At 61.4% G+C, this 26,778-nt stretch carries 23 protein-coding genes and 1 pseudogene; 13 read left to right on the plus strand and 11 right to left on the minus strand.

All coding sequences use genetic code 11. The features are described 5' to 3' along the window. Positions 1–70 precede the first annotated feature (70 nt). Positions 71–1,576 (minus strand): PLP-dependent aminotransferase family protein, encoded by a 1,506-nt coding sequence (locus KDB76_RS12335; protein WP_038409405.1) that lies wholly within the window; start codon positions 1,574–1,576, stop codon positions 71–73. Positions 1,577–2,510: 934 nt separating this feature from the next. Here KDB76_RS12335 and KDB76_RS12340 point away from each other — a divergent pair. Next, positions 2,511–2,747 (plus strand): hypothetical protein, encoded by a 237-nt coding sequence (locus KDB76_RS12340; RefSeq protein ID WP_015270586.1) that lies wholly within the window; start codon positions 2,511–2,513, stop codon positions 2,745–2,747. 664 nt (positions 2,748–3,411) lie between these two features. Further along, positions 3,412–5,955, plus strand: coding sequence for an EAL domain-containing protein (locus KDB76_RS12345; protein WP_038409407.1), 2,544 nt, complete (start codon positions 3,412–3,414; stop codon positions 5,953–5,955). Positions 5,956–5,977: 22 nt separating this feature from the next. Here the strand turns inward: KDB76_RS12345 and KDB76_RS12350 are convergent, their stop codons facing one another. Further along, on the minus strand, positions 5,978–6,892 hold the full coding sequence (locus tag KDB76_RS12350) for a LysR family transcriptional regulator (RefSeq protein WP_015270113.1): 915 nt from the start codon (positions 6,890–6,892) through the stop codon (positions 5,978–5,980). Between the two features lie 199 nt (positions 6,893–7,091). Between KDB76_RS12350 and KDB76_RS12355 the strand changes: the two genes are divergently transcribed. From KDB76_RS12355 to hutH, 4 genes are all read left to right on the plus strand, one after another. After that, a complete protein-coding gene (locus KDB76_RS12355; protein ID WP_015270114.1) occupies positions 7,092–8,060 on the plus strand; it encodes an ABC transporter substrate-binding protein in 969 nt (322 codons plus the stop codon). Between the two features lie 75 nt (positions 8,061–8,135). Next, entirely contained in the window at positions 8,136–8,987 is an 852-nt protein-coding gene (locus KDB76_RS12360) for a proline/glycine betaine ABC transporter permease (protein ID WP_038409409.1), read from the plus strand. Continuing rightward, a complete protein-coding gene (locus tag KDB76_RS12365) occupies positions 8,984–9,817 on the plus strand; it encodes a glycine betaine/L-proline ABC transporter ATP-binding protein (RefSeq protein ID WP_023661493.1) in 834 nt (277 codons plus the stop codon). Before KDB76_RS12360 ends, KDB76_RS12365 begins: the two co-directional genes overlap by 4 nt. Before the next feature lie 12 nt (positions 9,818–9,829). Then, entirely contained in the window at positions 9,830–11,353 is a 1,524-nt protein-coding gene (gene hutH, locus KDB76_RS12370) for a histidine ammonia-lyase (RefSeq protein ID WP_023661494.1), read from the plus strand. Between the two features lie 146 nt (positions 11,354–11,499). Here hutH and KDB76_RS12375 read toward each other — a convergent pair. Beyond that, positions 11,500–11,694 (minus strand): annotated as a pseudogene (locus KDB76_RS12375) (general stress protein); the annotation flags it as partial. A gap of 224 nt (positions 11,695–11,918) precedes the next feature. Further along, positions 11,919–13,244 (minus strand): SDR family oxidoreductase, encoded by a 1,326-nt coding sequence (locus KDB76_RS12380; protein ID WP_038409413.1) that lies wholly within the window; start codon positions 13,242–13,244, stop codon positions 11,919–11,921. 360 nt (positions 13,245–13,604) lie between these two features. Between KDB76_RS12380 and KDB76_RS12385 the strand changes: the two genes are divergently transcribed. Beyond that, on the plus strand, positions 13,605–15,233 hold the full coding sequence (locus KDB76_RS12385; protein WP_023661498.1) for a mechanosensitive ion channel domain-containing protein: 1,629 nt from the start codon (positions 13,605–13,607) through the stop codon (positions 15,231–15,233). Between the two features lie 125 nt (positions 15,234–15,358). On the opposite strand, the gene KDB76_RS12390 is transcribed toward KDB76_RS12385, so the two are convergent. The 3 genes from KDB76_RS12390 to KDB76_RS12400 are packed head-to-tail and all read right to left on the minus strand — an operon-like array spanning position 15,359 to position 17,654. Further along, positions 15,359–16,597 carry a DUF4010 domain-containing protein gene (locus tag KDB76_RS12390; RefSeq protein ID WP_038409415.1) on the minus strand — a complete coding sequence of 413 codons (1,239 nt, stop codon included), beginning with the start codon at positions 16,595–16,597 and terminating at the stop codon, positions 15,359–15,361. Further along, a complete protein-coding gene (locus tag KDB76_RS12395) occupies positions 16,582–17,403 on the minus strand; it encodes a helix-turn-helix domain-containing protein (RefSeq protein ID WP_023661500.1) in 822 nt (273 codons plus the stop codon). The genes KDB76_RS12390 and KDB76_RS12395 overlap by 16 nt, the downstream gene beginning before the upstream one ends. 2 nt (positions 17,404–17,405) lie before the next feature. Then, positions 17,406–17,654, minus strand: a complete 249-nt coding sequence (locus KDB76_RS12400) for a hypothetical protein (protein WP_031324572.1) — start codon at positions 17,652–17,654, stop codon at positions 17,406–17,408. 372 nt (positions 17,655–18,026) lie between these two features. Here KDB76_RS12400 and KDB76_RS12405 point away from each other — a divergent pair, with 372 nt between their 5' ends. Next, positions 18,027–18,953, plus strand: coding sequence for a universal stress protein (locus KDB76_RS12405; protein ID WP_038409417.1), 927 nt, complete (start codon positions 18,027–18,029; stop codon positions 18,951–18,953). Between the two features lie 27 nt (positions 18,954–18,980). Here KDB76_RS12405 and KDB76_RS12410 read toward each other — a convergent pair whose 3' ends face one another. After that, positions 18,981–19,529, minus strand: a complete 549-nt coding sequence (locus KDB76_RS12410; protein ID WP_024086871.1) for a GNAT family N-acetyltransferase — start codon at positions 19,527–19,529, stop codon at positions 18,981–18,983. Positions 19,530–19,715: 186 nt separating this feature from the next. Here KDB76_RS12410 and KDB76_RS12415 point away from each other — a divergent pair, with 186 nt between their 5' ends. From KDB76_RS12415 to KDB76_RS12435, 5 genes are all read left to right on the plus strand, one after another. Then, on the plus strand, positions 19,716–20,630 hold the full coding sequence (locus KDB76_RS12415) for a universal stress protein (RefSeq protein ID WP_038409419.1): 915 nt from the start codon (positions 19,716–19,718) through the stop codon (positions 20,628–20,630). A gap of 2 nt (positions 20,631–20,632) precedes the next feature. Further along, positions 20,633–22,000 (plus strand): MBL fold metallo-hydrolase, encoded by a 1,368-nt coding sequence (locus KDB76_RS12420; protein ID WP_038409421.1) that lies wholly within the window; start codon positions 20,633–20,635, stop codon positions 21,998–22,000. A 55-nt stretch (positions 22,001–22,055) separates the two neighbouring features. Next, entirely contained in the window at positions 22,056–22,664 is a 609-nt protein-coding gene (locus KDB76_RS12425; RefSeq protein WP_023661505.1) for a hypothetical protein, read from the plus strand. 62 nt (positions 22,665–22,726) lie between these two features. Beyond that, positions 22,727–23,431 carry a phosphoribosyltransferase gene (locus KDB76_RS12430; RefSeq protein ID WP_038409423.1) on the plus strand — a complete coding sequence of 235 codons (705 nt, stop codon included), beginning with the start codon at positions 22,727–22,729 and terminating at the stop codon, positions 23,429–23,431. After that, the gene (locus KDB76_RS12435; protein ID WP_038409425.1) at positions 23,424–24,083 is read left to right on the plus strand and encodes an alpha/beta family hydrolase; all 660 of its coding nucleotides are present in this window, start codon (positions 23,424–23,426) and stop codon (positions 24,081–24,083) included. The genes KDB76_RS12430 and KDB76_RS12435 overlap by 8 nt, the downstream gene beginning before the upstream one ends. Positions 24,084–24,101: 18 nt before the next feature. Here KDB76_RS12435 and KDB76_RS12440 read toward each other — a convergent pair whose 3' ends face one another. From KDB76_RS12440 to KDB76_RS12450, 3 genes are all read right to left on the minus strand, one after another. After that, complete coding sequence (locus tag KDB76_RS12440; protein WP_038409427.1) at positions 24,102–25,469, minus strand: erythromycin esterase family protein; 1,368 nt, start codon at positions 25,467–25,469, stop codon at positions 24,102–24,104. 95 nt (positions 25,470–25,564) lie between these two features. Further along, positions 25,565–26,134 (minus strand): GNAT family N-acetyltransferase, encoded by a 570-nt coding sequence (locus KDB76_RS12445; protein ID WP_015270127.1) that lies wholly within the window; start codon positions 26,132–26,134, stop codon positions 25,565–25,567. Between the two features lie 57 nt (positions 26,135–26,191). Then, positions 26,192–26,650 (minus strand): hemerythrin domain-containing protein, encoded by a 459-nt coding sequence (locus KDB76_RS12450; protein WP_038409429.1) that lies wholly within the window; start codon positions 26,648–26,650, stop codon positions 26,192–26,194. Positions 26,651–26,778: the final 128 nt, after the last annotated feature.

The following is a 26,778-nucleotide window of genomic DNA, read 5'->3' on the forward strand; positions in this document are numbered from 1 at the left end:
CTTTATCGCGCCAGCCAGGAACTCTCGATAGATCCATTATCAATTAATTGATAAGGCCACTTTCCACGCATCAAGTGGTCGGCGGAAGATAACCCAGCGTGTGCAAAGCCTGGGCCAGCTCCTCGACACGCTCCCGGGCCTGCTTTTCAGGCGTGCCGGCAAAACCGATCAACAGGGCAGGCGGCAGGTCACGCTTGATGCGGTAGTCGCTCAAGGCGTAGGTGTGGATGTTGTGTCGGGCCAGTTGCCGGGCGATTTCAGTGTCACTGAGTTCGGGGGGCAGCCAGGCGATCAGGTGCATGCCAGCATCCGTCGGAGTGATCCTGAAAAAGCTGCCGATCTGCTTTTCAAGTTGTTCGATCAACGCCTGCTGGCGCGCCTTGTACAGTGCACGCATGCGGCGGATGTGCCCCAGGAAGTGGCCTTCGCTCATGAAGTCGGCCGTTGTGGCCTGAAGCAGTGTGGGCGGGCTGCGATCCATGACCGCGCGCAGGGTGCAGAAGGGCTCGACCAGAGCCTGCGGCAGAATCACATAGCCCAGTCTCAGTGACGGGAAGAGCACTTTGCTGAACGTGCCGACGTAGATCACTCTGGCCATCTGGTCCATGGCATACAGTGCCGGAAGAAGTCGACCACTGTAGCGAAACTCGCTGTCGCAATCGTCCTCGATGATCCAGCTCTGATGCTTCGCAGCCCAGTCGATGAGTGCCTGGCGCCGCACATAACTCAGGGTGACACCCAAAGGATGCTGACGCGAAGGCGTACAGAATACCAGGCGCGCATCAGGGCACTCGGCAAGGCCTTGCTGGACATCGATCCCCTGTTCATCAATACGCAACGGAATGATCCGGGCCCCCTGGGCTTGCAACGCAATTCGCGCGGCGATGTGCCCAGGGTCTTCCATCCAGACACTGTCCTGCGGATTGAGCAGCAGCATGCCCAGCAGGTTGAATGCTTGCTGCGCGCCGGAAACGATCACTACCTGCCCGGCATTGCAGTCGATACCTCGCGCATCGAAGACATACTCGGCAATCGCTGTGCGAAACGCCTGCAAGCCTTGCAACTCGCCATAACCCAGGATCGCCTTGGTTGGCTTTAGCAAATGTCGGTTCATCAGGCGCCGCCAGATTGCTTGCGGAAACCCTTCATAGGTGCTGTGACTGGGCAGGAAGGAGGTCGGCGTCGCCGGATCCCAGTCGGCATAGGACACCCCGCGAAAATGATCGCTGCGCAGCGACAGCATCGACTGGCTCAGTTCGGACAGGCGCGGTGGCTGGCGCGGTTGCTCGTCCTCGATACTCCGGTTTTCCCACTCAGTACCGACATACGTACCTGCACCCGTGCGCGAGGCCAGGAAACCTTCGGCAATCAACTGATCGAAAGCATTGAGGATGGTGATCCGCGACAGCCCCAACTCGATGCTCAAGGTCCGCGTCGACGGCAGGCGCACGCCCCCCTGAATTCTGCCGTTGAGTATCTGTTTGCGAATTTGCAGATACAGTTGACGGTACAGAGGTATGGCACTGGCACGGTCCAGTTCGATAGCCGACAGCAGCAAACCTGTGGGGGATTTCATGACATGCTCGTCTGGTGAAATGGGACTTGACCTGGAAACCGTCAGGCGACGGGGCTTTCAGGGTAGCGAGCGATACCCGATAAGTCATCCGTCCGGCTTTGATGTCCGGTGCAGTTTGATGGCTGGATACTGCAGAAAAGACCGAATAAAGCGTCCGCTTTGGGTCGTTGACGCTCAGTCGCGAATGGCTGCTAACGATCCATTGCGGACACCTGTAACCGGGGCCGCTTCGCGGCCCATCGCCGGCAAGCGCGGCTCCCACAGGTACAGCGCATGCCTGAAAGTTGGTGATATTCCTGTGGGAGCCGGCTTGCCGGCGATGAGGCCGGTACTGACTACAGAGCTTTGGATCAGTGTCCGCCGTGGGTCGTTAGCCGCCATTCGCGGTCGATCGCTTTTGGCCCAAAGCGGACGCTAAAGGATAACTGGTTTCGTAAGCGCGACGCCGCTCCTGTGGGAGCGGGTTTACCCGCGAAGAGGCCGGTGCAGGCGACACAACATGGTGATCACTGCTGACTCGCCGGCCGGTGATGAGTGAGAGGCGCCAATGGAAGTGTTACTGCACATTCCCTTCGCTTGAAACGCTTCCCTGACACCGGTAGTCTTTGCCCGCTGCTGTAAGTCCAGCGGCCGGGTTTGGTCACCCGCAATCATCAAGGCGCACAAGCGCCCGCTCTGCGATACAGTTGGCGCTTTTTTGTGCCCGCTGTTTCGTTTTATGGCGGCTGTGCGTGGGGCGCCTCCGTGCGCGCCGGTTTCCTTGATTCCCGGTTGACCAACCCGCGTACAGTCGCCACCCATTCGTTTGGTCACGTTGTGTGGCGGCTCCAGTGAATCAAGGAGCGACACAATGACAAAAGGCTTACCCGATCCTCCCGTACGCGCCACCACGGCGTCCTCCAGTTTCTCCACGTGCGAATGCAGCCATCCGCCGTTGTTTGCCGTGCGTTCTGGGGTGGACTACGAAGATGCGCTGGTGCATCTGTCCACGCTGCTCAAAGGCGCTTTTGCGACCAATCTCAAGGCACTGGAGCTGGCCAAGGGAACCTGTCGTGATCTGTTGTTGAGCAATGACCATGGGCTGGATTCGGCCAAGGCGGTGGTGGAGGCGTTGCTGGATGGGGTGGAGAGACAGCAACTGGTTGGGCGGAAGACGGTACCGGGTGTCTGACGAGCGTTTGGGCTTTGTTTGACTCAAGCGGCAGCCGTGATTGACCTCGAGGGCCCCTTCGCGGGTGAACCCGCTCCCACAGGTTCAGCGCCAACTCGAAGCCCGCGCAGTATCTGTGGGAGCGGGCGCGCCCGCGAAGCAGGCGACGCGGTGGATGGCACCGGCTTTGCCGGTGTTCGCGGGCAAGCCCGCTCCCACAGGTTCAGCGCAAACTCGAAGCCCGCGCAGTATCTGTGGGAGCGGGCGCGCCCGCGAAGCAGACGACGCGGTGAATGGCACCGGCTTTGCCGGTGTTCGCGGGCATGCCCGCTCCCACAGGTACCGTGTGATCTCAAGTGCGACGCCGGCCCTGTGGGAGCGGGTTTACCCGCGAAGAATGCGACATGGTGCATGGCACCGGCTATGCCGGTGTTCGCGGGTAAACCCGCTCCCACAATGATCGCCGTTGGGCAAAACGACAGCTATGGGTCGTTATCCGCGGTACGCACCAGAACCGTTATCCAACCTGGCGGTCGTTCACCGCTGGCAGGCCCCCGCGCTGTACTGACCATAGCCCCGTATCAGGCTCTAGGTTGCCTTTCGCCAACCACCGATCGTCAGCTCCATCGACCTCCAAGCCTGCCGCCCGGTCAACCGGGAGACCCTAGGCCGCGATGGTGAACCAATGGACGTCCTTGCTGACAATGAAATGTCGACCCGTAGTCATGTGGTCGGGCAACTGATCGTGGTGTTTTCCTTGATTCTGCTGCTGGCCTTGTTACTGGGGCTGTTCTCCCTCTACCGCCTCGCCGAGGCGCTGGATGCCCGGCAAGTGCAGCAAAGCCGCTTCTATGCTGAATCCGCCATGGCCCAGTTGCAGAAAAACGACAAGACGTTCCTGCTGACCCATGCCAACTGGCAGGCCGCCTATGATCACTTGGGCGGGCAGGTCGATGCACATTGGGCATACGACGAGGACAACGTCGGCGCCACGCTCTATACCTCCGATGGGTACGAAGGCGTATATGTGCTCGATGACGACGGCACTCGGTACGCAATACTGGACGGTAAGCTCAGCCAGCAGGGCCTGGAGCATCATACTGTCAGTGCTGGCAAGATCCTGCAGGAGGCTCGGCAAGCAGCTCAGCACGATCAGGCGTCTTCAGGCTACCTGGTCTTTCGTGGCCAGCCGGCGGTGTACGTCGCTGCACTGATCCGCCCGCAGACCCAGCCGGCCCGCCCGCCGGGACCAACTGCGGTGTTGGTGTTCATTCGGGTTCTATCGCCACAGGTGCTTTTGCCGCTGGGCCAGGCGGCGGGGTTGTCCGGCCTGGCCGTGGACGATTCGGCCGATCAGCGCCAAGGGCGCGGTGCCCTGCCACTCGAAGGCAGCGGCCACGCCTTGACATGGGATATACCGCAGCCTGGCACCGAACTGACCCAGACGGTTATCGCGCCCTTGGCTATCGCTGTTCTATTCATCGCGTTGAGCATGGCATTGTTTGCACGCTATGCGATTCGGGCCAGCACCAGGATCGATCGTAGCCACCGTGCTCTGGTGACTTCCAGGGCTGCCCTGCAATCGAGTGAAGAGCGCTTCAAGGCCGTGGCCGAAGCCGCGTCGGACTGGATATGGGAAACTGATGTACTCCTTCGGCTGACCTACCTGTCGGACCGGTTCACCGCACTCACCGGGCACCCGGTCGAGGCGTGGCGACAGCGCCCGATTACCAAGTTGCTGTCGTGTGACACCAGTAACCTGCGGACCTCGCTGCACAGCCTGGCCGCGACAGGCTCTTCCGGCACGCTGCGTTGCCAGTACCAGGACCATCTCGGTCAACAGCGTATCTGCAGGATCGCATCTCGTGCGATCGTGGCAGAGGGCGTCTGTACCGGCTTTCGTGGCACGTGCAGCGACATCACCGACGAAGTGGCCGCCCATGCCCAGATTCAGCACCTGTCTTTGCACGACGCCCTGACCGGCCTGCCGAATCGCAACAAGCTGTTCCGTTTTCTCGAACAATCAACGCCTGGCGCCCAGCTGGCGCTGTTGATGCTGGACCTGGACAACTTCAAGCCCATCAACGACAGCCTTGGGCATCCAGCCGGCGACGCGGTGCTGCTCGAGGTAGCGAGCCGCCTCGGTCAAGCTACCCGTGACAGTGATCTGGTCGCCCGTCTGGGAGGTGATGAATTCATCGTCGTACTTACCCGGCCGGGCGATCACGAAGACATGGACCGGTTCTGCATGCGCGTGATCGAGGCGATCAAGCGCCCCATTCAGGTCGAAGGGCATGTCGTGCAAGTGGGGGTGAGCCTGGGTGTAGTGCTGTCGGCCGAATACCCCGGTACACCGAGCGACCTGATCCGGCACGCCGACGTGGCCCTTTACAGCGCCAAGCAGGCGGGCAAGAACACCTGGCGCTTCTTTTCGGCACAGATGAACGCAGCATTGATGGAGAAACGTGTGCTGGAAAGCGAGTTGCGCGAGGGTATACCGCGTGGCGAACTGGTGCTGCATTTTCAGCCGCGCTTCAAGGTCGATGGGGTCTCGATCGCATCGGCCGAGGCCCTGGTGCGCTGGCAACACCCTCGCTTGGGCCTGCTGCGCCCGGACCGTTTCATTCCACTTGCCGAGGAGTCCGACCTTATCGTGCTGCTTGGCAACTGGGTGCTGCATGACGCCTGCATCAAGGCGCGGGGCTGGCCGCAGGCGGTGATGGTTTCGGTCAACATGTCGCCGGCCCAGTTCAGCCGCAGTGATGTGGTCCGCGACGTCGGTAACGCGTTGCGCGCCACCGGGCTGCCAGCCCACCGCCTGGAGCTGGAAATTACCGAAAACGTCATGCTCAACGATGTCGAAGGCGCACTGCACACCATGCTTGCACTGAAGGAGCTGGGCGTGCGCCTGAACATGGACGACTTCGGGACCGGTTACTCCTCGCTGGGCTACCTGCGTACCTACCCGTTTGACAGCATCAAGATCGACAAGCGCTTCGTGCAGCACCTGGGCAAGAGCGGCAGCGACCGTAGCGTGGTCCAGGCCATCATCAACCTTGGCAATGCAATGGGCATGACGGTGACTGCCGAAGGTGTCGAGACCGCCGAGCAATTGGCCTTGCTCAGCGATGACCAATGCCATGAAGTACAAGGCTTCCTGCTCAGCAAACCGCTGGAAAACGAGGCACTGATGGGGATGATGAAAGACCAGGTGTCGTTAGCGCAATGACGCTTCGCAGAGGAGGGCAGTTTCATTCGGATGCAAACGACGGCCGTTCCGCGAACCATGCCACCGCCAGCTCCTTGAACGCCTCAGCCGAAGGCGTCAGCGGATAGCGTTGATCATGCGCCAGCACGATGCTGTGCGTTGGCAATTTCTCCTCGGTCGGCCGACACACCAGCGCTTGACCATCATAACTGCGGTCACCAAACGGCCGGGTGTAGATCAGCGCCACGCCAAACCCGTTGGCGACCAGGCTACGCTGCATCTCGAAGGTGCGCACACGGTGTACAGCGGCGGGCGAAAGATCGTAGAAGCTGAACAGATCCAGCACATGCTGCCAGCTGTGGACCTGATCGGTGACTACCAATGTGTATTCGGATAGCGCTTTGAGGCTGACGCGCGATTCCTTGGCCAACGGGTGATCGGCAGCCAGCAGTACCTGAGCGGTCAGCTGACACAGCTGGGTGCATTGAGTGTTCGGCGGCAGGCCCAGATCGTAGGTGATCGCCAGCTCTATCGCACCCTCACTCAGCCGCTTGCCAACATAATCGAAGCTGCCTTCGCGCATATCGACCGTGACCCTCGGGCAGGACTCCTGCATCCGGCGCACGATCTGTGGCAGGCAATAGGGCGCCAGGTCTTCAAAACACCCGACCACCAACTCTCCGACACACTCTCCCGCATTGGCATTGATCTCGGCAAAGGTCCGAGCCTCGCTCAGAACGCGGCGGGCCTGGACCATGACGGTACGCCCGAACGGGGTCAGCGATATGCCGAGGCCACGTTGGCGCACGAAAATCGATTGGCCCAGCACCTCTTCCAATTCGCTGATGGCCGCCGAAATGGAGGGCTGCGAAACATGAAGCTCCATGGCGGCAGTCGTGAGGTTCCCGTGCTTGGCCGCTGCGAGCGCGTAGCGCAGTTGTCGCAGTGTGAACTTCATAGGTTTTTCCGTTGTGATACATCAGGACATATTATTTTATCCTTTTTTGAGGTTGTGAAATATTTCCTCTGTGTAGTGGCAACCGATCACAGGTGCCACGCCGATGCCGATTGCAAGGCTGATCAGCCAGTTTGGCGACCCTCTTTGGGCCGGATGCCCTCGACTACTGCAATCCATGTTCTTGTTTGGGAGCGTCACAATGAAAATTACAAAGGCTCTGCTGACCACCACACTATCTTTCGGGCTGCTGGCGGCCGCTGGTGCCAGCCAGGCGGCCGGCTGGTGCGAGTCTGGCAAACCGGTGAAATTCGCCGGATTGAACTGGGAAAGCGGGATGCTGCTCACCGACGTGATGCAGTTCGTGCTGAAAAATGGTTATGGCTGTGAAACCGACAGCCTGCCGGGTAACTCCATCTCCATGGAAAACGCCCTGAGCAGCAACGACATTCAGGTGTTTGCCGAAGAGTGGGTAGGGCGCAGCGAGGTCTGGAACAAGGCTGCGGCCGCCGGCAAGGTCGTTGGCGTCGGCGCGCCGGTCGTTGGCGCAGTCGAAGGCTGGTATGTGCCGCGTTACGTGATCGAAGGCGACCCCAAGCGCAAACTCGAAGCCAAGGCACCGAACCTCAAGACCATCGCTGATCTTGGGCAATACGCCCAGGTATTCAAGGACCCGGAAGAGCCGGACAAGGGGCGCTTCTACAATTGCCCGGCCGGCTGGACCTGCGAGCTGGACAACAGCGAGATGCTCAAGCACTACGGCCTGGAAAGCAGCTACACCAACTTCCGCCCGGGCACCGGCCCGGCACTGGATGCCGCCGTGCTGTCGAGCTACAAGCGTGGCGAGCCGATCCTGTTCTACTACTGGTCGCCGACGCCGCTGATGGGCCTGGTCGACCTGGTCAAGCTGGACGAGAAGCCAGGCGTGGATAAATCCCTGACCATCAAAGTGGGCCTGTCGAAGGCCTTCCACGAGCAGGCGCCGGAACTGGTGGCGGTGCTGGAAAAGGTCAATCTGCCGATCGACCTGCTGAACCAGAACCTGGCGCGCATGAGCAAAGATCGCATCGAGTCGCCGGAACTGGCCAAGTTGTTCCTCAAGGAGCACCCCGAGGTCTGGCACAGCTGGGTCAGCGAAGACGCAGCCAAAAAGGTGGACGCGGCACTCTGAGCGTATGGGTTCGTCCGGCTCCTGCCGGACAAGGCACGCGACAGTCCGTTTCATGCACTTGCTCGAGAGAATTCCATGTTTCCCAAGAACTTCACGTTTTCCATTGCCGACTGGGTAAATGGCTGGGTCGATGCGCTTGTAACCAACTACGGTGACGTGTTCCGGCACATCTCCGACACCCTGCTGTGGGCCATCGTCAACCTCGAAGGCCTGCTGCGCGCAGTACCCTGGTGGCTGATGCTGGCCGTTGTTGCCGGTATCGCCTGGCACGCCACCCGTAAAGTCGTGACCACTGCCGTGATCGTCGGCTTGCTCTTTTTGGTCGGCGCGGTCGGCCTCTGGGACAAGCTGATGCAGACCCTGGCGCTGATGCTGGTCGCAACGCTGATATCGGTCCTGGTCGGCATTCCGCTGGGCGTGCTGTCGGCGCGCAACGATCGCCTGCGGGCGGTGTTGATGCCGCTGCTCGACATTATGCAGACCATGCCCAGCTTCGTGTACCTGATCCCGGTGCTGATGCTGTTCGGCCTGGGCAAGGTGCCGGCGATCTTTGCCACCGTCATCTATGCCGCGCCGCCGCTGATTCGCCTGACCGACCTGGGCATTCGCCAGGTGGATGGCGAGGTCATGGAGGCGATCAACGCTTTCGGTGCCAATCGCATGCAACAACTGTTCGGTGTGCAGCTGCCACTGGCGTTGCCGAGCATCATGGCCGGTATCAACCAGACCACCATGATGGCCCTGTCGATGGTGGTCATCGCCTCGATGATCGGTGCCCGCGGCCTGGGTGAAGACGTCCTGGTCGGCATCCAGACCCTGAATGTGGGCCGCGGCCTCGAAGCGGGCCTGGCCATCGTGATTCTGGCGGTCGTGATCGACCGCATTACCCAGGCCTATGGCCGACCACGGCATGGGGTGGGCAAATGAGCGCCAAACAGACAATGAACAAGATCGAAGTCAAGAATGTCTTCAAGATATTCGGTGCTCGCGCCGAAGATGCCCTGAAACTGATCCGCCAGCAAAAAGCCAAGGATCAGGTCCTGGCCGAAACCGGCTGCGTGGTCGGGGTCAACGATCTCTCGTTGTCCATCGGCAGCGGCGAGATCTTCGTGATCATGGGGCTGTCGGGCTCGGGCAAGTCGACCCTGGTGCGCCACTTCAACCGCCTGATCGACCCGACCAGCGGCCAGATCCTGGTCGATGGCGAAGACATTCTGCAGTACGACATGGACGCCCTGCGCGAATTCCGCCGGCACAAGATCAGCATGGTATTCCAGAGCTTCGGCCTGTTGCCGCACCGCAGCGTGCTGGACAACGTCGCCTACGGCCTGAAAGTCCGTGGCGAGAGCAAGGCCAGGTGCGCAGAGCGTGCCCTGCACTGGATCAACACCGTGGGCCTCAAGGGTTACGAAAAGTCGTACCCGCACCAGTTGTCGGGCGGCATGCGTCAGCGCGTCGGCCTGGCCCGCGCTCTGGCAGCCGACACCGACATCATCCTGATGGACGAAGCCTTCAGTGCGCTCGACCCACTGATTCGCGCCGAAATGCAGGACCAGTTGCTGGAGCTGCAGAAGACACTGCACAAGACCATCGTGTTCATCACCCACGACCTGGACGAGGCGGTGCGTATCGGCAACCGGATTGCCATTCTCAAGGACGGTCGCCTGGTCCAGGTCGGTACGCCGAAAGAAATCCTCTACCAACCTGCGGACGAATATGTAGATCGTTTCGTGCAGCGTCGCGTAGCTTCGCTTTAAGGAACCGGGTGTATGTCGTTTGCCGAAAGAATCATCATCGCCGACGCGCCAGTGCGTTGGCAGGACGTGGTGGCAGTGGCCCGGCATGGCGCGAAGCTTGAGCTGGCCCCATCGGCCTGGGCACGGATCGAGAACGCCCAGGCGATTGTCCAGCGCATCGTTTCCAGCGGTGACCGCGCCTATGGCGTCAACACCGGGCTTGGCGCCTTGTGCAATGTCTCGTTGCAGGACGAACAACTCAGCCAGCTGTCGCACAACACCTTGCTCAGCCATGCCTGTGGCGTGGGTACGGCGCTGTCGGACGAACAGACCCGGGCGATCATGTGCGCGGCGATCATCAATTTCTGCCAGGGCCGTTCCGGCCTGCAGCGCAAGGTGGTCGAGGCGCTGCTGACCTTGCTCAACCAGCACATCACACCGCAGGTGCCGAAGCAGGGGTCGGTGGGGTACCTGACCCACATGGCGCATATCAGCATCAGCTTGCTGGGCGTCGGCCAGGTCAGCTATCGCGGCCAGATCATGCCGGCGCAGCAGGCCTTGGCCGAGGTCGGCCTGGCGCCGGTCAAACTGGGTGCCAAGGATGGCCTGTGCCTGGTCAACGGTACCCCTTGCATGACCGGCCTTAGCTGCCTGTCCCTGGACGATGCCACGCGGTTGAGCCAATGGGCGGATGTTATCAGTGCCATGAGCTTCGAGGCCCTGCGCGGCCAGCTCGATGCCTTCGACCCTGAAATCATCGCGATGAAACCGCACCCCGGCATGCAGCGCGTGGGCAGTAACCTGCGGCGCCTGCTCGACGGCAGCGAAATCATTGCCAGCAGCCAAGGCATTCGCACCCAGGACGCGTTGAGCATTCGCTCGATTCCGCAGGTTCATGGCGCCGCCCGCGACCAGCTGGACCACGCTGCGCGGCAGATCGAAACCGAACTCAACTCCACCACCGACAACCCGATGCTGCTGGGTACGCCCGAGTCGTATCGGGTGGTTTCCCAGGCGAATCCGCACGGCCAGTCGGTGGCCATGGCGGCTGACTTGCTGGCCATCGCGGTGGCCGAGATCGGGGCGATTGCCGAGCGTCGTCTCGATCGCCTGATCAACCCGTTGGTCAGCGGTTTGCCGGCTTTCCTGGTCAGCCAGCCGGGAGTTAATTCGGGGATGATGATTGTCCAGTACGTGGCTGCTTCACTGTGTGCAGAAAACCGTCAGCTGGCACAACCGGCAGTCGTCGACAACTACGTCACCTCCGGCCTGCAGGAGGATCATCTGAGCATGGGCACCAATGCCGGGTTGAAGCTGCACCGCGCCCTGGAGAACTGCACGCAGATCCTCGCCATCGAATACCTGTTGGCGGCCCAGGCATTCGAGTTCCTCAAGGAGCAGCGCTTTGGCGCGGGTACCAACGTTGCCTGGCGGTTGTTGCGCGAACGGGTCCCGGCGTATGCCCAGGACCGTTGGCTGGCCCCGGATATCGCCAGCAGCGCATCGATCCTGAAGGATCCGGGCCTGCTTGGCGCTGCATTCCCCGAGCTGCTATGACCAATGCAAGGGCCACTCATGGCTTCGGCTCGTGAGGGGCAGGACCTGTGCAATCGGGGGGGGGGCAAATGCCCCCTTGATTGTGAACGACCAATATTCAGAAAAAAGGCCAGGGTGCCATGCACCCTGGCCGAGCTCATTTCAAGTTAGCGATTTTCGCTACCACGACCGCCGCCGTGGCTGTTCTGTCCGCCTTTACGTCCAGCCTCGGAGGCGCGTTCACGGTCGTTGGCAAAGTTGCCCCCAGAGCTCTGACCGCCTTTGCGACCTGCCTCCGATGCCTTCTCACGGTCATTGGCAAAGTTGCCTGGGTTGTTCTGTGCGTTACCACCTTGGTTGCCACGATTGCTTTGGTTGTCAGCCATGATCTTTCACCTCATGTCGTCACACAGGAAAGTCTGTGTTCAATTCGGACGTCAGGCAGAGGGGCGTTTGCTCTACTGCATTTTGTTCGGCCCGACGGGTTGCGCGAAAGAACCCGTGCGGGCGCCTGTGGTGCAGCAGAGCTTTGTTCGCCAACCTTTGGGAAGGACCTGGCTTGCATCGACTTTGACGGCACGGTTGTTCAGCTCCTGCGTCGTGAATGGGTGATTGCAAAGCCTACGATCATTCCAAGCGCCGCGGCGCCGATCAGGAGAGGCGTCTTGTCCTTTGGCTTCCTCCAGCCTCCGTCGACACTCCTCCTGCCGCTCGGCGGCTCAAAGAGGTTGCCAGATGATGTTTCGGCTTTGGGACTGCGGTTTATCCCCCGACGCGTCAGCCACCCCGATAACAGAGGCAGGCCCGGTACCAGGTAGCTGGCCAGATGCGCCAGGCGGGCTGTGGCACCGACCGTGGTGTGAGCGCGTGGTGAAATTGCACAGGCCACCATCGCCTTCGCCACAAGTTCGGGATCATATACAGGGCCCGGAGGCGTCAGCGCATGGCCTGTGTAGTTGCCGCCGTCTCGGAAGCCCGGTGTGTCCATGACGGCCGGATAGATATCGCACACGTGGATATCGGGAAACTCCGTCAGTTCCCCCCGCAGCGCCTCGGTCAGGCCGCGCAAGCCGAACTTGCTCGCCGAGTACGCGGCTGCATAGGGTTGGGCCACCCAGCTGCCCAGTGACAGCGTGTTGATCAGGATGCCGCTGCCCTGGGCTTTGAAGAGGGGGAGGGCTACGAACGCACCGCGCAGGTAACCCATCAGGTCGGTCTGAATGACCTGCTCGTGGGCCTCCAGCGGTGTTTCCTCGAAATTGCCGACCGCCCCAACGCCGGCGTTGTTGATCCAGATATCGATTCGCCCGTGGCCGAACTCTGCTGCCTGTGCGGCCAGCGCTTGCACCTGGTCGTTGCGGGTGACGTCGGTCGTGATCGCGATGGCATCGGTACCGCAGTCGGTGCATTCATCCAGCACGTCGAACAACGCCTCTTCATCGCGCGCAGCGAGCACCAGGCGAGCACCCTTGCAGGCAAATGCGTGCGCGGCGGCCCGGCCGATACCGCTGGAAGCGCCAGTGATCACCACGACTTTGCCGCGCAGTGGACCTCTGCTCTGAACGCCCCCGCGGGGCGCTTCCTGTTCTGTGCCAGATTTCTTGTGGTCGTCAAGTGGCGCGATCGTTTCGCTGGCCTCGATCCGAGAAAGCTCAAGAGCGGTGCCATCGACCAGGGTCAACCTCAGCCCTTCAATCGTGCCAGCCTCCCGGTTCGGAAACACGGGTTCACCCTCGGCATCCACGCTGTCGTAGATGAAGCGCGTGCCTTCGATCCACCCCACGGCGGTCAAAAGCTCAGGGCCGAGATAATACTTCCCGTCTTGAAAGAAGCCAGGGAACTGATGAGCCCGCTCCACGTTTTCCACGCGATAGCGTTCTCCTGGTTTCATACCTGTCGCTTGATCGATCATTTTGCAAACCCCTGTAGTTGGACCTCGGAAATGCCAGCCTTTGCTGTGCTAGTCAGAAGCAGGCCCGGTGCGCTTGACGCCGCGCGGGCCAGCAACGCTCCGGATACCAACGCGCTCGTTGGCACCTGCCCGGCAGGCGCATCTTTGCGTGTTGGATATGCAGGGGAAGCCAGGGCGGACGGCAAAGTTCAGACCAACAAGTCCGGTGGTACCAAACGGTGCTTCGTTGCATCCGTGTGTCACTGGATGATGTCCTGAACCGCCGCGCCCGTATTTCCGCTGGTTCCTCGGCCCTGGGCAGTAAACGCTGTGCTATCACTACCTGCATGGTTTTCGCCATAGGGGCCCGGGGATTTCATGATGAAGCGCCTTTATTGCCTGCTGTTGATTCTTTTCACCCTGCAGCCCTTGGCCGGGCACGGTATCGACGTTGCAGGCAGTGCCACAGATGGCGTACCCGGTGAACCGGCCGAGCTGACCATCGCCAATCGCAGCATCTTCATCTTCCACGCCACCTTGCTGGGGGAAACGCCGGCGGCGCGGGTGCAACGGGCCACAGCCGTGATCGAAGAGGCATTGCGCGGGACTGATGAGCTGAAGGTCAGCGTCGACCCCATCCTGAATAGCCACCTGGTGCTATTGGGAGAGCGGCGTGCCTTCATCATTGCGCCGCAGGACCTGGGCCTGGCCGGTGGCGATACTCGCGAAGCCGCCGAGCAGGCAGCCGCTATGCTGCGCCTGGTGGTCGACGAGACCGGTCAGGCCCGCAGCCTGCGCTTTCTGCTCAAGGCAGCAGGCTACTCGGTGCTGGCCACGTTGATCTACGTGGTGCTCATCAAGGGCACCAACCTGGCTCGGCGCAGGCTCCAAGGCCTGTTGCCGCAGCTGATGCGCGAGCGCGCCCGGCAGATACGGCTCGGGCAGATGCCGCTGTTGGACATGCAGCTGGTCTACACCGTGATCGAACGCCTGTTGCGGCTGCTGCACTGGGGCGTAGTACTGTTGCTGAGCTACCAGTGGCTGAGCTTCGTGCTGTCGCAATTCCCCTACACCCGGCCTTGGGGGGAAAGCCTCAACGTCCACTTGATCGACCTGTTACGTTATCTGCTCGACGGCATTTTGCAGGCAATTCCCGGCATCGCCGTGGCCATCATCATTTTTTTCATCGCCCGCGGTATCAGTGGCTTCAGTCGGCGCCTGCTGGAGCGCATGGCCCGGCCGGGCACCCTCAAGTGGCTGACCGAGGAAACCCTGCAGCCAACCACACGCCTGACCTCACTTGCCATCTGGCTGTTCGCCCTGGTGATGGCGTACCCGTACCTGCCGGGTTCCGGCACCGACGCCTTCAAGGGGCTGTCAGTGCTGCTCGGTCTGATGATTTCTCTCGGCGCCTCCAGCATTGTCGGGCAGGCGGCAGCGGGCCTGATCCTGACCTATTCACGCACCTTGAAGGCTGGCGAGTATGTGCGGGTAGGTGACCACGAGGGCACGGTGACCGAAGTCGGCATGTTCAACACCACGATCCGCACTGGACTGGGCGAAGTCTTGACCTTGCCCAACTCGATGATCACCGGCTCGGTGACACGCAATTTTTCACGTGTTGTACAGGGGCAGGGCTACATCGTCGATACTGTGGTCACCATCGGTTACGACACGCCGTGGCGCCAAGTGGAGGCGATGCTGGTGGAGGCGGCCAAGCGTACCGACGGCATACTGGAAAAACCCAGGCCGCAGGTGTTTCAGACCGGGCTTTCGGATTTCTACCCCGAGTATCGCCTGGTGGCGCAGGCGGTGCCGAGTGAGCCACGGCCTCGGGCAGAACTGCTGAGCCTGTTGCACGGCAATATTCAGGATGTGTTCAACGAGTACGGGGTGCAGATCATGTCGCCGCATTACCTGGGCGACCCCGCGCAGGAAAAGTGGGTGCCGCACGAGCGCTGGTTCACGGCACCTGCGCGGAAACCTGATGTTGGCCAGCAGGGGGAATAGCGTCATAACCGGCGATCACGGGGTCGCCATGCTGCCGACGGTGCTCCCGAACCCGCGTTGGCCAGGCCGTTGCCTTCCTGGCCGGCTTCGTTGCGGGCACGCCTCTTCAGGTTGCTGATACAACCTCATATCAAAAGCCCCAGCCACATTGCGCCGAGGATGACCAGTTGGCCGGGAACAAGGTATCTCCCGAAGCTGCAGCCGCCGCTACCGAGGGACAGAATACATTTGGTCAATGTATTGCCGGTCAATGCCAGTAAACCGGGTACTACCAGGCCATCTACACCGAGTCTACCGGCAACGACCAGTGAGGCGACCGACGCTGTCGCTACGTGAGCATCGGCCAATCCGCTGATGAAGGCCGCGATACTGACCCCGTTGTGGCCCAGATGGTGAAGTAGAAATGCACAGAACAAGGCGATTCCGGTCAGCGCGACGGTGATGATCAGGGCTGTGAAGAGATCGAAGGCACCATCGCCCTGATGCGCTGTTGAAGTGCCTTGGTCGCTGCGCCAGGGCGCAAGCAACAAAGTGCCGTAAACCACCGTACCCACGGTACCGAGCCCGATCGAGGCCACGAAAGGCTTCAACAGGTGTCGGTCGACGATGCCTAGCACCAGGGCGAATTGCGCGATGCTGGCGAGGTTCGACAGTACGGCAGCGGCGGCCAAGGGCCTCACGGCTGTGACTTGCCGACGTGCCTCATGGGCAAGCAGCGCAATGGTTGCCGTGCCGGAGGCGAAACCTGAGGCGATCGCGCTCAGGGGCAAGCCGTAGCGTGGGCCCACCAGACGCATTGCGATATGCCCCAGTGCACCGACGGTCATCAGCAGGACGACCAGCGTACAGATGGTGCGAGGGTTGAGTGCGCCATACGGCCCCATGAACCTGTCCGGTGTCAACGGTAGCACCACCAGCGCTACCGTCAGCAGCATCAAACCATCGCGCAGCTCTTCCTCGCTCAGCTGCTGGAGCACGGAATGGTGCAGCTCGCGGCGCAGTGCCAGCAGCACGGTCAACACCACGCCGACCGCCGTGGCAAGTTCTGGCTCGTCAAGGCTCAGTGCGCCCAGCGTCAGCACCAGTAGCAGAGCGATTTCGCTGGTGACTTCAGGGTCTTTGTCGGCGTGTTTGCGGTAATGCATGCACAGCATCAGAACCAGGCCCAGGCTGGCGACCCCGACCAGCACCGGCCCGGCCAGCAACATGCTGACGTAGCCCAGCAGGGCGGTGATGGCGAAGGTCCTAAGGCCAGCAGCGGCATGATCTTCATTGCGGCCTTTCTTGCGCTCGCGCTCAAGCCCCACCAGCATGCCGATGCCCAGCGCGATGGCACCGTGGCCGACATTCACCGCGTCGAGCATGGCGCCTTCGGGGTGTCCTTGGGGGTGACTTCCGCGCTGCCTTGCTCGAGGGCTATCAAGGCTGGCAAATCGAGTATCTCGACAAGCCTGCCACGCATGCTGACGATGCCCAGCGCGCGCAAGCGGGCGACCGAGCGACACACGGTTTCCAGGCGCAGGCCCAGGTACGAAGCCATGTCTTCCCGGGACATGCGCAGCATGAAGCCGTGGGCAGAGTAACCGCGGCTGACGAAGCGCTGTGACAACCCAACCAGGAAGCTTGCCAGGCGCTGTTCGGCGGTGAGGTTGCACAGCATCAGCACCCGCTCATGCTCACGCACGATTTCTCGGCTCATCAAACGGTTCAGGCTTTGCTGCAGGACGGGAAAGTCACGCGCCAATGCCTGCAGCCGGCGATAGGGGACAGGGCACACCTCGCTGTCTTCCAGGGCAATGGCATCGCATACGTGATGTTCGGTGGCGATGGCGTCGAGCCCAAGTACATCGCCCGGCATCCAGAAATTGATCACCACTCCCTGGCCTTCGGCGCTGTTCAGGCTGGTCTTGAAGCTGCCACAGCGCACGGCATAAAGCGTCGTCAGCGGATCGTTGGCGTTGAACAGCGCGGCGCCTTTGCGAATACGCATGCGCGGGCCGATCAGTGCGCCCAGGCAACTGTTGTCATGCACGGGTAAACCGGTGGGCAGGCACAGCCCGCTGACACGGCACTCTGTGCACAGGGTCGTCAGCGGTTTCAGGTGAATCGGTGTTGCCGGGCTCGACGCTGCAGGTTGGTCGAGCAAGGTCACTTTCAGTAGGCCAGTCATTTTCAGGCCTCCTTCGCGCATCGGAGACCTGCCTGGGCTGCCATCCCTGCATTGGTTTTGCCAACGCTGCCCATACCTGGGCGTGGTGACCAGTCGGCGAGCATGTCCCGCGAGTGGGGCGCGTTGAGGCGCGCATTCAACCGGTCGACAAAGGCTTGCGCTTCGGCGGACGTAACGAAGCTCACCCGGCAGTCGTCCATGCGGACCCACCAGCGGTTCTGCTGAGGGCTATTTTCGACGTAGATGTTCATGGAAGCCTCCAAAAGCATGCATGAGCAAACCAACTGCAAATCCATGCGAAAACGAAGGCATCCCTGCCGGCAACAGGGGTGTTCAGGGCGTGATGGCCATTTTCATCGCACTATCGCGCCGGTTGGCGAACGACCATAGGCGACACTCGATGGTTTTCATGAGCGCCATGGCACGCCTCCGGGGCATTCGATGATTGTTGTTGGTGTAGGGTCAGATTGCGCCGTTAAGGGCCAGGAGCTTTGACCAGCATCAAATTTTCGCCCAGCGGGCGTTGCCGTTTGTCCGCCCAGTGGTTCAGTTGATAAACATCAAATCCGCCAGGTGCGGGTGATGGATGATCCAGGAACACTTCCCAACCGCTGAGGTGCGCCATGGACAACCCGCAAAGACTCCTGCTGATCGCCTCGCCTCTGATGCGGCGCACCCCGGTCTACGACCGTGCGGCTGCGCTGGCCAAGGCCAAGGGCATGGCCCTGCATATCGTTGCTTTCGACTATCTCGAAGGCCTTGCCACGGCGGGCCTGGTCAACGACAAGGCACTGGCTGTGATGCGTGAAGGTTATGTACAGCAACACCGTGGATGGCTGGAAACCCAAGCGCTTTCGATGCGCCGTAACGGGGTCACGGTCACCACCGAAGTGGTATGGGTGCAGCATCCGCTGGACGAGATCCTCGTCCACCTGCGCGAGCAGCCGTTCGCCATGCTGATCAAGGCCTTCGAGCATGAGCCCTGGTGGGCGCGGGCGATGTTCACCTCGCTCGACATTCAGTTGCTGCGGGAAACCCGCATCCCCCTGCACCTGGTGCATCAGGCCAGCCACGCGCTGCCGCGCAAGATTCTGGCTGCCGTGGACCTGTCCCGCCCCGAGGACCAGTTCGAGGGGTTCAACGACCAGATCATCAGTGAAGCGCTGAAACTGGCATTACAGTGCAACGCCCAGATCGAACTGCTATATGCCTACGACCTGGGGTCCATGTACCTGGACTCAGGCGGCAGCCGCGAGCATTCGTTTCTGTTCGACTCCAACCTCGCCCAGACGCTGCACGAGGCGCAAAGCGAGGCATTCCAGGCACTGGCCGAACGTAACGGTATCGCCGCCGAACACCGCCACCTGCGGCTGGGAGACCCTGCCAAGGTGCTGGCGCTGTTCATGGAGAACAATGATATCGATGTGCTGGTCATGGGCAGTTACCACCATCGCGGCATTGGCTGGTTCATCGGTAGCACTGCGGAGCGGGTATTGCATCGGTTGTCCAGCAGCGTGCTGGTGATATCACCAGAGCATTCCCAAGGCTGAGAGACAAGGCCCGAAAGGGCCTTGCTTTCAGGCGTGAAGATCGAGCTCGTGAAGGATTTCGCTGACATCGCCACCCAGGTAGCGGGAGGTGAACCCCAGGGTCTTGGTCAGCCGGTGCATGGCGTAGTTGTTCGCCAGGTCCCTGGAGATCATGCAGTGGAAGCCATTGCGCTTCGCGGCCGCAATCAGGTGCTGCATCAGCAGCCGGCCCAGCCCCTTGCGTTGCCATTCTTCATTTACGGCTACCGCGCATTCGCACTGGAGGCTGCCGGGAACACTGGCATACCGGCTGACCCCGATCTGGCGCAACTGGCCATCTGCATGGACCAGGGCAACGTAGGCTTCGCACTGGTGATGATCCACTGGCATATGCTGCGCATCCAGGCTCGGCACACCGCCACTGAGGCCGGCAATGAAGCGGAAACGCCGGGCCTCGTAGGCGATCGTGCTGAGAAAGCGGCGGTCCCTTTCGCGGTCTTCCTCGCGCAGGGGGCGGATCAGTACGGCAGAGCCATCAGAAAGCTTTTCGATCCAATACTCGCACGCGTCTGGCTTTTCAGTCTGCTGCCTGTTCATGTCGCCTCCCGGACACCTGGTCGATGCTTGCCAGAGCTGTTGTACCGTGCTGGGCGGCGCCGGTTCTGACAATCGTCAAGTTCCGGCTCGGATGGTGGTTTTCTGATCTGCATCAAGCGCGAACAGGCCTGCTTTCGGACAATCGCCTACATCATCACGCCAGCCGCGCAAGCCCGGAGGTTCGCCATGGGTCAATATCGACAACTGCTGGTGCTGCTCACCGAGCTCGATCCGCATTCGGCCGCGCTGCGCCGGGCCCTGGCGCTGGCGCATGTCAGTGGTGCCAGTGTGCATGTACTGGGCTTGTTCGAACCGACGCAGGAGCACCTGCTGCGCGAAGAGCGATTGAACGAGGCCGATATCCGGCGTCAGTTCGACCACTACGGTTTGCGGCTGGCGGGGTTGGTCGAGCGTCACCGTGGCAGCGGCATCGCTCTGACGGTCGACACCTTGCAGGCAGATGACATCCGCAGCCAGGCCATCGACTACATCAGCGAACTGCACCCCGATATGGTCATCAAGGACAGCGAAGTGACGCCAACCATGGTGCGCCTGTTCAGCACGCCTCTGGATTGCGCGTTGATGCGGGGCTTGAAGGGCATCACGCACTTCGTACCGGAGGCGGCGGTGTCGCTGCCCCGGCGCGTGCTGGTCGCCGTGGACACCTCCTTCAGCGAAACCCCCGAGGACCAGGCGTCCTTCAACCGCAGGCTGATTCGTGCCGCGCAGGCGCTGGCACTGCAATGTGATGCACAGCTGCACCTGCTCTCGGCCTACAACCTGGCGGGCGTGTTCGCCTCGGACATGAACGTTACCCAGGCGTGGATCGATGAGATGCGCAATGCCTTGAAGGAGCCGTTCGACACCTTGGCGGATGCCGAGGGGGTCCCGGCCGATTGCCGCCACTTCCTGGAAGGTGGCCCGGTTCAGGTGATTCGCGAGCAAGTCGCTGCGCTGGATATCGACGCGGTGGTCATGGGCGTCGTGCAGCCAAAGGGCCTGGACAAACTGCTCGGCGACACCACTGAACGCATCGTCAGCCGCCCGCCGTGCAGCGTCCTTGCGGTTCACCCTCAAGCGGCCGAAACCTTGGAGCCCTAGCCATGCAACTGACATTCCTCGGTGGTACCGGGACCGTGACGGGCAGCAAGTTCCTGTTGACCCGCGACAGCAGCCGCGTGCTGATCGACTGTGGGCTGTTCCAAGGCTACAAGCAACTGCGCCTGCGCAACTGGGAACCGTTATCGGCGGCGCTGCGCGCGCTCGATGCCGTGGTGCTGACCCACGCCCACCTCGACCACAGCGGTTATCTTCCGGTGCTCGCCAAGGAAGGCTATACCGGGCCGATCTACGCAACACCGGCCACCTGTGCCTTGGCCGAAATCCTGTTGCTCGACAGTGCCCGGCTGCAAGAAGAGCAGGCAGAGCATGCCAACCGGCACGGCTACTCGAAGCATTCGCCGGCACGCCCGCTTTACACCGAACAGGATGCAAAGCGTGCCTTGGCATTGTTGCGCCCTGTGGAGTTGCGTCACCCGACCATGATTGCGCCGGGGATGGAGCTGCTGTTGCGCACGGCTGGGCACATACTCGGCGCGGCGACGGTACAGATCAAGGTCGACGGCCAGACCTTGGTCTTCTCTGGCGACCTGGGCCGGCCACAAGACCCGATCATGCGCGCGCCGGAACTGATCAGGACGGCAGACGTGCTGCTGGTGGAGTCCACCTATGGCGATCGCCAGCATCCAAGCGAATCGACCGAGCAGTTTCTGGCCCAGGTCATCAACCAGACTCTCCTGCGCCACGGCATCACCTTGGTGCCCTCATTCGCGGTTGGCCGGGCCCAGTTGCTGATGTATTACCTGTACAAGCTCAAGCGCGATGGCCTGATACCCGACATTCCGGTCTACCTCAACAGCCCGATGGCTACAGACGCAACCACCCTTTACCAGCAGTTCCGGAGCGAGCATCGCCTGACGTTGGCGGAATGCGCCGAAATGTGCAGGGGCACGCATATCATCCGTACCGTCGATGAATCCCGGCATCTGGATCAGCTGCGTGAGCCCGCGGTCATTATCGCCGCCAGTGGCATGGCGACCGGTGGACGAGTCTTGCACCATCTCAAGGCACTGGCACCCAACCCGCGCAACAGCATTCTGTTCTCTGGTTTCCAGGCCGGTGGTACGCGCGGTGCCGACATCGTCGCCGGTGCGCGCAGTGTCCGCCTGCACGGTGAAGACGTGCCTATCCGGGCCCAGGTGCATGCGATGGATAATCTCTCTGCGCACGCCGATGCCGACGAGATCATGGAGTGGTTGCGCGGTTTCGCCCGCCCGCCACGCCAGACCTATGTCATCCACGGTGAGCCGCACGCCGCCGACACGTTGCGGCGGCGGATCAGCATCGAGCTCGGTTGGCAGGTGTACGTACCCGAGTACCACGAAACGGTTGCTATTGACCCAGTGCGCTAGCCTGGGCCGGGAGGCTGTCATGGATACACAAGCAAGGGCGAAACTCCGGGCCTGGATGCATCGGCCACGGGGTAGCCTGGGGTTTATCGTGGCAATCTTCGCACTGCTCGTCGTGATCGCTGCCTACCGGTCGTTGAACCCGAACTGGCGCCTGCCGATGCAACATCCACTTATGCTGCTGGCCTTGCTCGCCCTGTGCGTGGCGTTGGGGTGGGTGGTGCAGCGTGGCGTGAAACGCACGGTAGGCAAGACCATATTCAACGGCCAGGCCACGGGCTGGCAGGCTCGGCTTGCCTTCCTGCGCTCGGTCACCCAGGAGTCGAACGTGCTCTTGGGCATGTTGCTGTTCCTGGCGTTGCTCGCTGGCGGCACGGTTTGGCTGGCGGGGCGCTCGGTGGACCGAATCGTGGAGAATTGCACAGACAGCCTGCAGGCCCGGGTGAACACCCCTGAGGATGAAAAGCTCACGGCATTGGTCGGCAAGCCGGTGTGTACCTGCCTGGCGCAAACGTTTCTGGACCGTAATGGGGTGATACGCCTGGCCTTGTTCGATACGCCGATGCGGGAAGTGAGCGCATACAAGGCGTTGACGGCAGACGATGAACAGCGCTGCCTCGAGCAGTTCGACCTGCTGCCTGAAGAGGCCCGGGCGACGCTGCCTTGAATGGCGGTAGTGCTTGCCAGTAGCTGAAACGACAGGCGCCCGTCGCGGCGCGGGAGGTTTCCATGTCGCATGATCTTGCTCGTCGCACCCTGTACCCCGACCGTGCTGAAGCCGGTCGCTGCCTGGTGGCGTCGTTGAGCCGATATGCCGGACGGGCTGATGTGATCGTGCTCGCCTTGCCACGAGGCGGCGTGCCGGTGGCTTACGAGGTCGCTACCGCCCTCAAGGTTCGCCTTGACCTGCTGGTAGTGCGCAAGCTTGGAATACCGTCGCACCCTGAATATGCCATGGGTGCGATCGCCGGGGGCGGGGTGAAGATTCTCAACGACGATGCACTGCGGGCTTACCCGGTCGATCGCACCTTGCTGGAAAGCGTGGTTGCCAGGGAAACCCAGGAACTGATACGTCGCGAGCGCGCTTATCGAGGTACCCGACCACCGCTTCGGCTCAAGGACCAGACCGTAATCCTGGTTGATGATGGCCTGGCAACCGGGGCCTCGATGATGGCGGCCATTCAGGCGACACGAGCGTTGTCCCCTTTGCGTATCGTAGTCGCGGTGCCAGTCGCGCCACCGGAAACGCTGGAGGCCATGTGGGGCGAAGTAGACGAGGTGGTCTGCCCGCTGGTGCCTGAGCGGATGGTTTCGGTCGGCTACTGGTACCAGGACTTTCCCCAGACGTCGGACGAAGAAGTCATCGCGCTGATGGACAAGGCCGGGCTCGCGGAGTCCTCCAGGGCGCGTGCCGGGGAGGCTGAAGATGACTGAGGTGCAGCTGCGTTCGATGAAATGGCCGGGCGTAGAACTGCTGGCGGACCTACGGTTACCTACCGACACCCGTGCCTTGGTCATTTTTGCCCATGGCAGCGGCAGCGGCCGGCTGAGCGCCAGAAACCAGTATGTGGCGGACGTGCTCGCCAGTCGCGGCCTCGGCTCGTTGCTGTTCGACCTGTTGACCGAGCAGGAGCTGAGGCTGGACAACCAGACTGCAGCGCTGCGCTTTGATATCCCGCTGCTGACGAAGCGGCTTACGGATGTCATCGACTGGGTGGAGCAGGACCCCGAGCTTCGCTCATTGCGAATCGGCGTGTTCGGCGCCAGCACGGGTGCGGCGGCGGCACTGTGTGCGGCGGCTGACCGCCCGGAGGTGGTGGCAGCGCTGGTCAGCCGGGGAGGGCGTGCCGATCTGGCAGGTGAAGCGCTAAGTCGTGTGCAAGCCCCAACCCTGCAGATCGTCGGTGGCAGGGACGTGCAGGTCCTGGAGTTGAATCGCCTGGCCAGCGAGATGCTGCGTTGCGAGCATCGCCTGGAGGTGGTGGCGGGCGCTTCGCATCTGTTTGAAGAGCCAGGTACCCTGACCGAAGTTGCCGTCCTGGCAGGCGACTGGTTCGTCACCCACCTGCAAGCCTCTTCCCCCTGAGGCTTGCAGGCCGGATATTCAGACACCGAACGGATAGGTTTCGTCTTCCGGTTCGAGGTGCTGTTGTTTCGGTAGTGGCAGGGCGTTGACCGGCTGGGTCTGTTCGATCCAGAGCATGGCATCGAATTGCTCGGCCAGCACTGCTTCGAAGTAATGGCTCAGCCGTTCGCTTTCCGGTCGGTAGATGACGCCGATCGCGCGCTCGAGCAGTGGCATGGACAAGATGCGACGCAACTCCTTGCGCTGTGGGTCTCGCCAGTCGGTCAAAGAAGCCGGTACGCCTGCCAGGCGGAACTGGTGCTCCCAGCTGTCCGACCGCGAAGGGCGGACGTCCTTGATCAGCATGTCGCCATCCCAGTCACTGGCGGCGGCCACTTGACCGCGGTCAGTGGTCATGCCGATCAGCACGGCCTCCCGGCCAAAGGCTTTACGGCACAGTTGGCCGATGTTGAACTGGCCTTTCCAACCCATTTCCGTGGCATCTGCGTTGCCGATGTGGGAATTGTGTGCCCAGACCACGGCTTTGGCGTGTGGTCCGCGATGTTCCAGCAGTGCGCGCAGGGTATCGAACATATGCCGGTCGCGCAGGTTCCAGGAGGCGGTCGAGCCTCGGTAGATCGCGCGGTAATATTGCTCCGCAGCGATGATCACCCGTGCGTTCTGGGTGGCATTGAAGAACGCTTCGTCATTGCGGATCAGGCCCGACAGCTGTTCGGCCAGCATCACATTCAGTTGTTCTACCACAGGCTGCTCGCACGGCATGACGCCACCGCGCTCGACGAAGTGGCCGTACAGGGCCGGGTCATCCTGCCAGGGCGTCAGGCAACCATAACGGTGGCGCGCTTCGCGGGCCAGGTGCGGATCTGCCCGGTCCAGAAAGGCCAGCACTTCATGAATGGAGTTGCGCAGGCTGTAGACGTCCAGGCCTCTGAACTCCACGCGGCGCTCGACGGCCAGCAGGCGATTGTGTCCATGCAGCCAGTGGGCGAATGCCTTGACCTCGCTGTTGCGCCACATCCAGGTTGGGAAACGGCTGAAAATATGGCGCTTCCATGCCGAATGGGCCAAGCCCCGCACGTACTGGTCGACGTGCCCGGCATCCGGCCAGTCGGCTTCGACGGCCACGATGTTGAAGCCGTGCTGTTCGATCAACCGGCGGGTAATTGCCGCGCGGGCGCGATAGAACTCGCTGGTGCCATGGCTTGCCTCGCCCAGCATCACCACACGGGCGTCGGCGTAGCGGTCGAACAGCGCAGCGAAAGCGGGGGAGTCCAGGTCAGGCAAGGGTTCGGCGAATTGATGCAGCAGGGGGGCGATCTCAGCGCTGTCGACCTGGTATTGCTTGCCGTAGAGCTTTTCCATCAGTTTCCGCGAATTACCGTTCATGGATACCCTCCTCGTGCGGATAGGGCCGGAGGTCGTGGGGCTTGCAGCGGGCGGGGCAGCACGGTGGCTGCCCCAGGCGCTGGCGCAGCGGCGCTTCAGGTCAGGTTGAGGCGATGGATGACCTGGGCCGGATCATCCGGATCGGTAGTGGTGGTGAATCCTGCCGCCTTGGCCAGGTCGCGCATCGCCAGGTTGGCGGCTGAGTCGATCGAGTACATCTGCCGCAGGCCTTTTGCCCGGGCATGATCGGTCAGGTGCTTGAGCAGCAGGCGGCCCAGGCCATGGTGCTGCCAGCTGTCGAGTACTGTCACGGCGCATTCGCATTCATCCTTGCCGGCAATGGCGGCATAACGCGATATGCCCACCTCCTGCAGCTCGCCGTCCACATGGGCGAGGGCGACATAAGCCGCTTGTCGGTCCTGGTCGACCGCCATCAACTGGTCGAGCATCGCCTCACCGGGCTCTTTGATCTGGCACAGGAAGCGAAAATGCCGCGACTGCGGTGACAGCCGTTCGATGAAGGCCCTCTCGCGCTCCCGGTCCTTGGCTTGCAGCGGCCTGATCAGTACATGGGTGCCATTGTCGAGGGCTTCGATCCAATGTTCGCCCGCAGGCTTGGGAAACGAGGGCGCGGTATGTTGACGGGAAGTATCAGCAGAAGCCATGGCAGTATCCTCGTGTGATTGAGATGGGGCGGTTGGGCGCTTGAATTTGCAATCCGGTTAATGCCATTGATGTTTTATTTCCAGCCATTGACTGTTTGAAAGCCATTTGTCTGCAGCTGGAAAGAATATGTTTTCCTCCGACTCCATGTGGTCGTAATATTTTTCGATATAGTCATCGACAGTGTCAGCGATAACTTTCGTGTCTTTTGCCGTAGCCGCTAATGTCTTCAATTGCCCAGCAATGCGCGCAAATGCCTGGTGATCTCGCTCGATATCCAGGATCCGCGGGTGGATCGGCGCCTCCGTGGCCAGCAAGGCTCGCCGAATGATTTCTTCATTCTCATGGTGGTGCCGCTCTGCGTTGCTGTGCAAGGCCTCCAACATTTCGAACAAAAGCTTACAGTCATCAGTGGCATCGGGTTCATGCTTTAGCTTTTTCAGCAACTTCCTGATCTGGCTTATCTTATTGGCCATGTCATGATGATAGGCGTGAAGTTCGTTCAGTAAGGTATTCATGACACATCCTCTTCACGTTACCAGACAATGCAGATTTATAAGGCCCAGGGGCCTTCAGACAGGAACACGGGTTGAAGGCTGTCTAAGTCGAGCATGAGGGCAGCGCATTGGCCTGACTTGATCTTGAT

The organism is Pseudomonas sp. JS425 (assembly GCF_018223845.1).
Lineage (GTDB): Bacteria > Pseudomonadota > Gammaproteobacteria > Pseudomonadales > Pseudomonadaceae > Aquipseudomonas > Aquipseudomonas asiatica.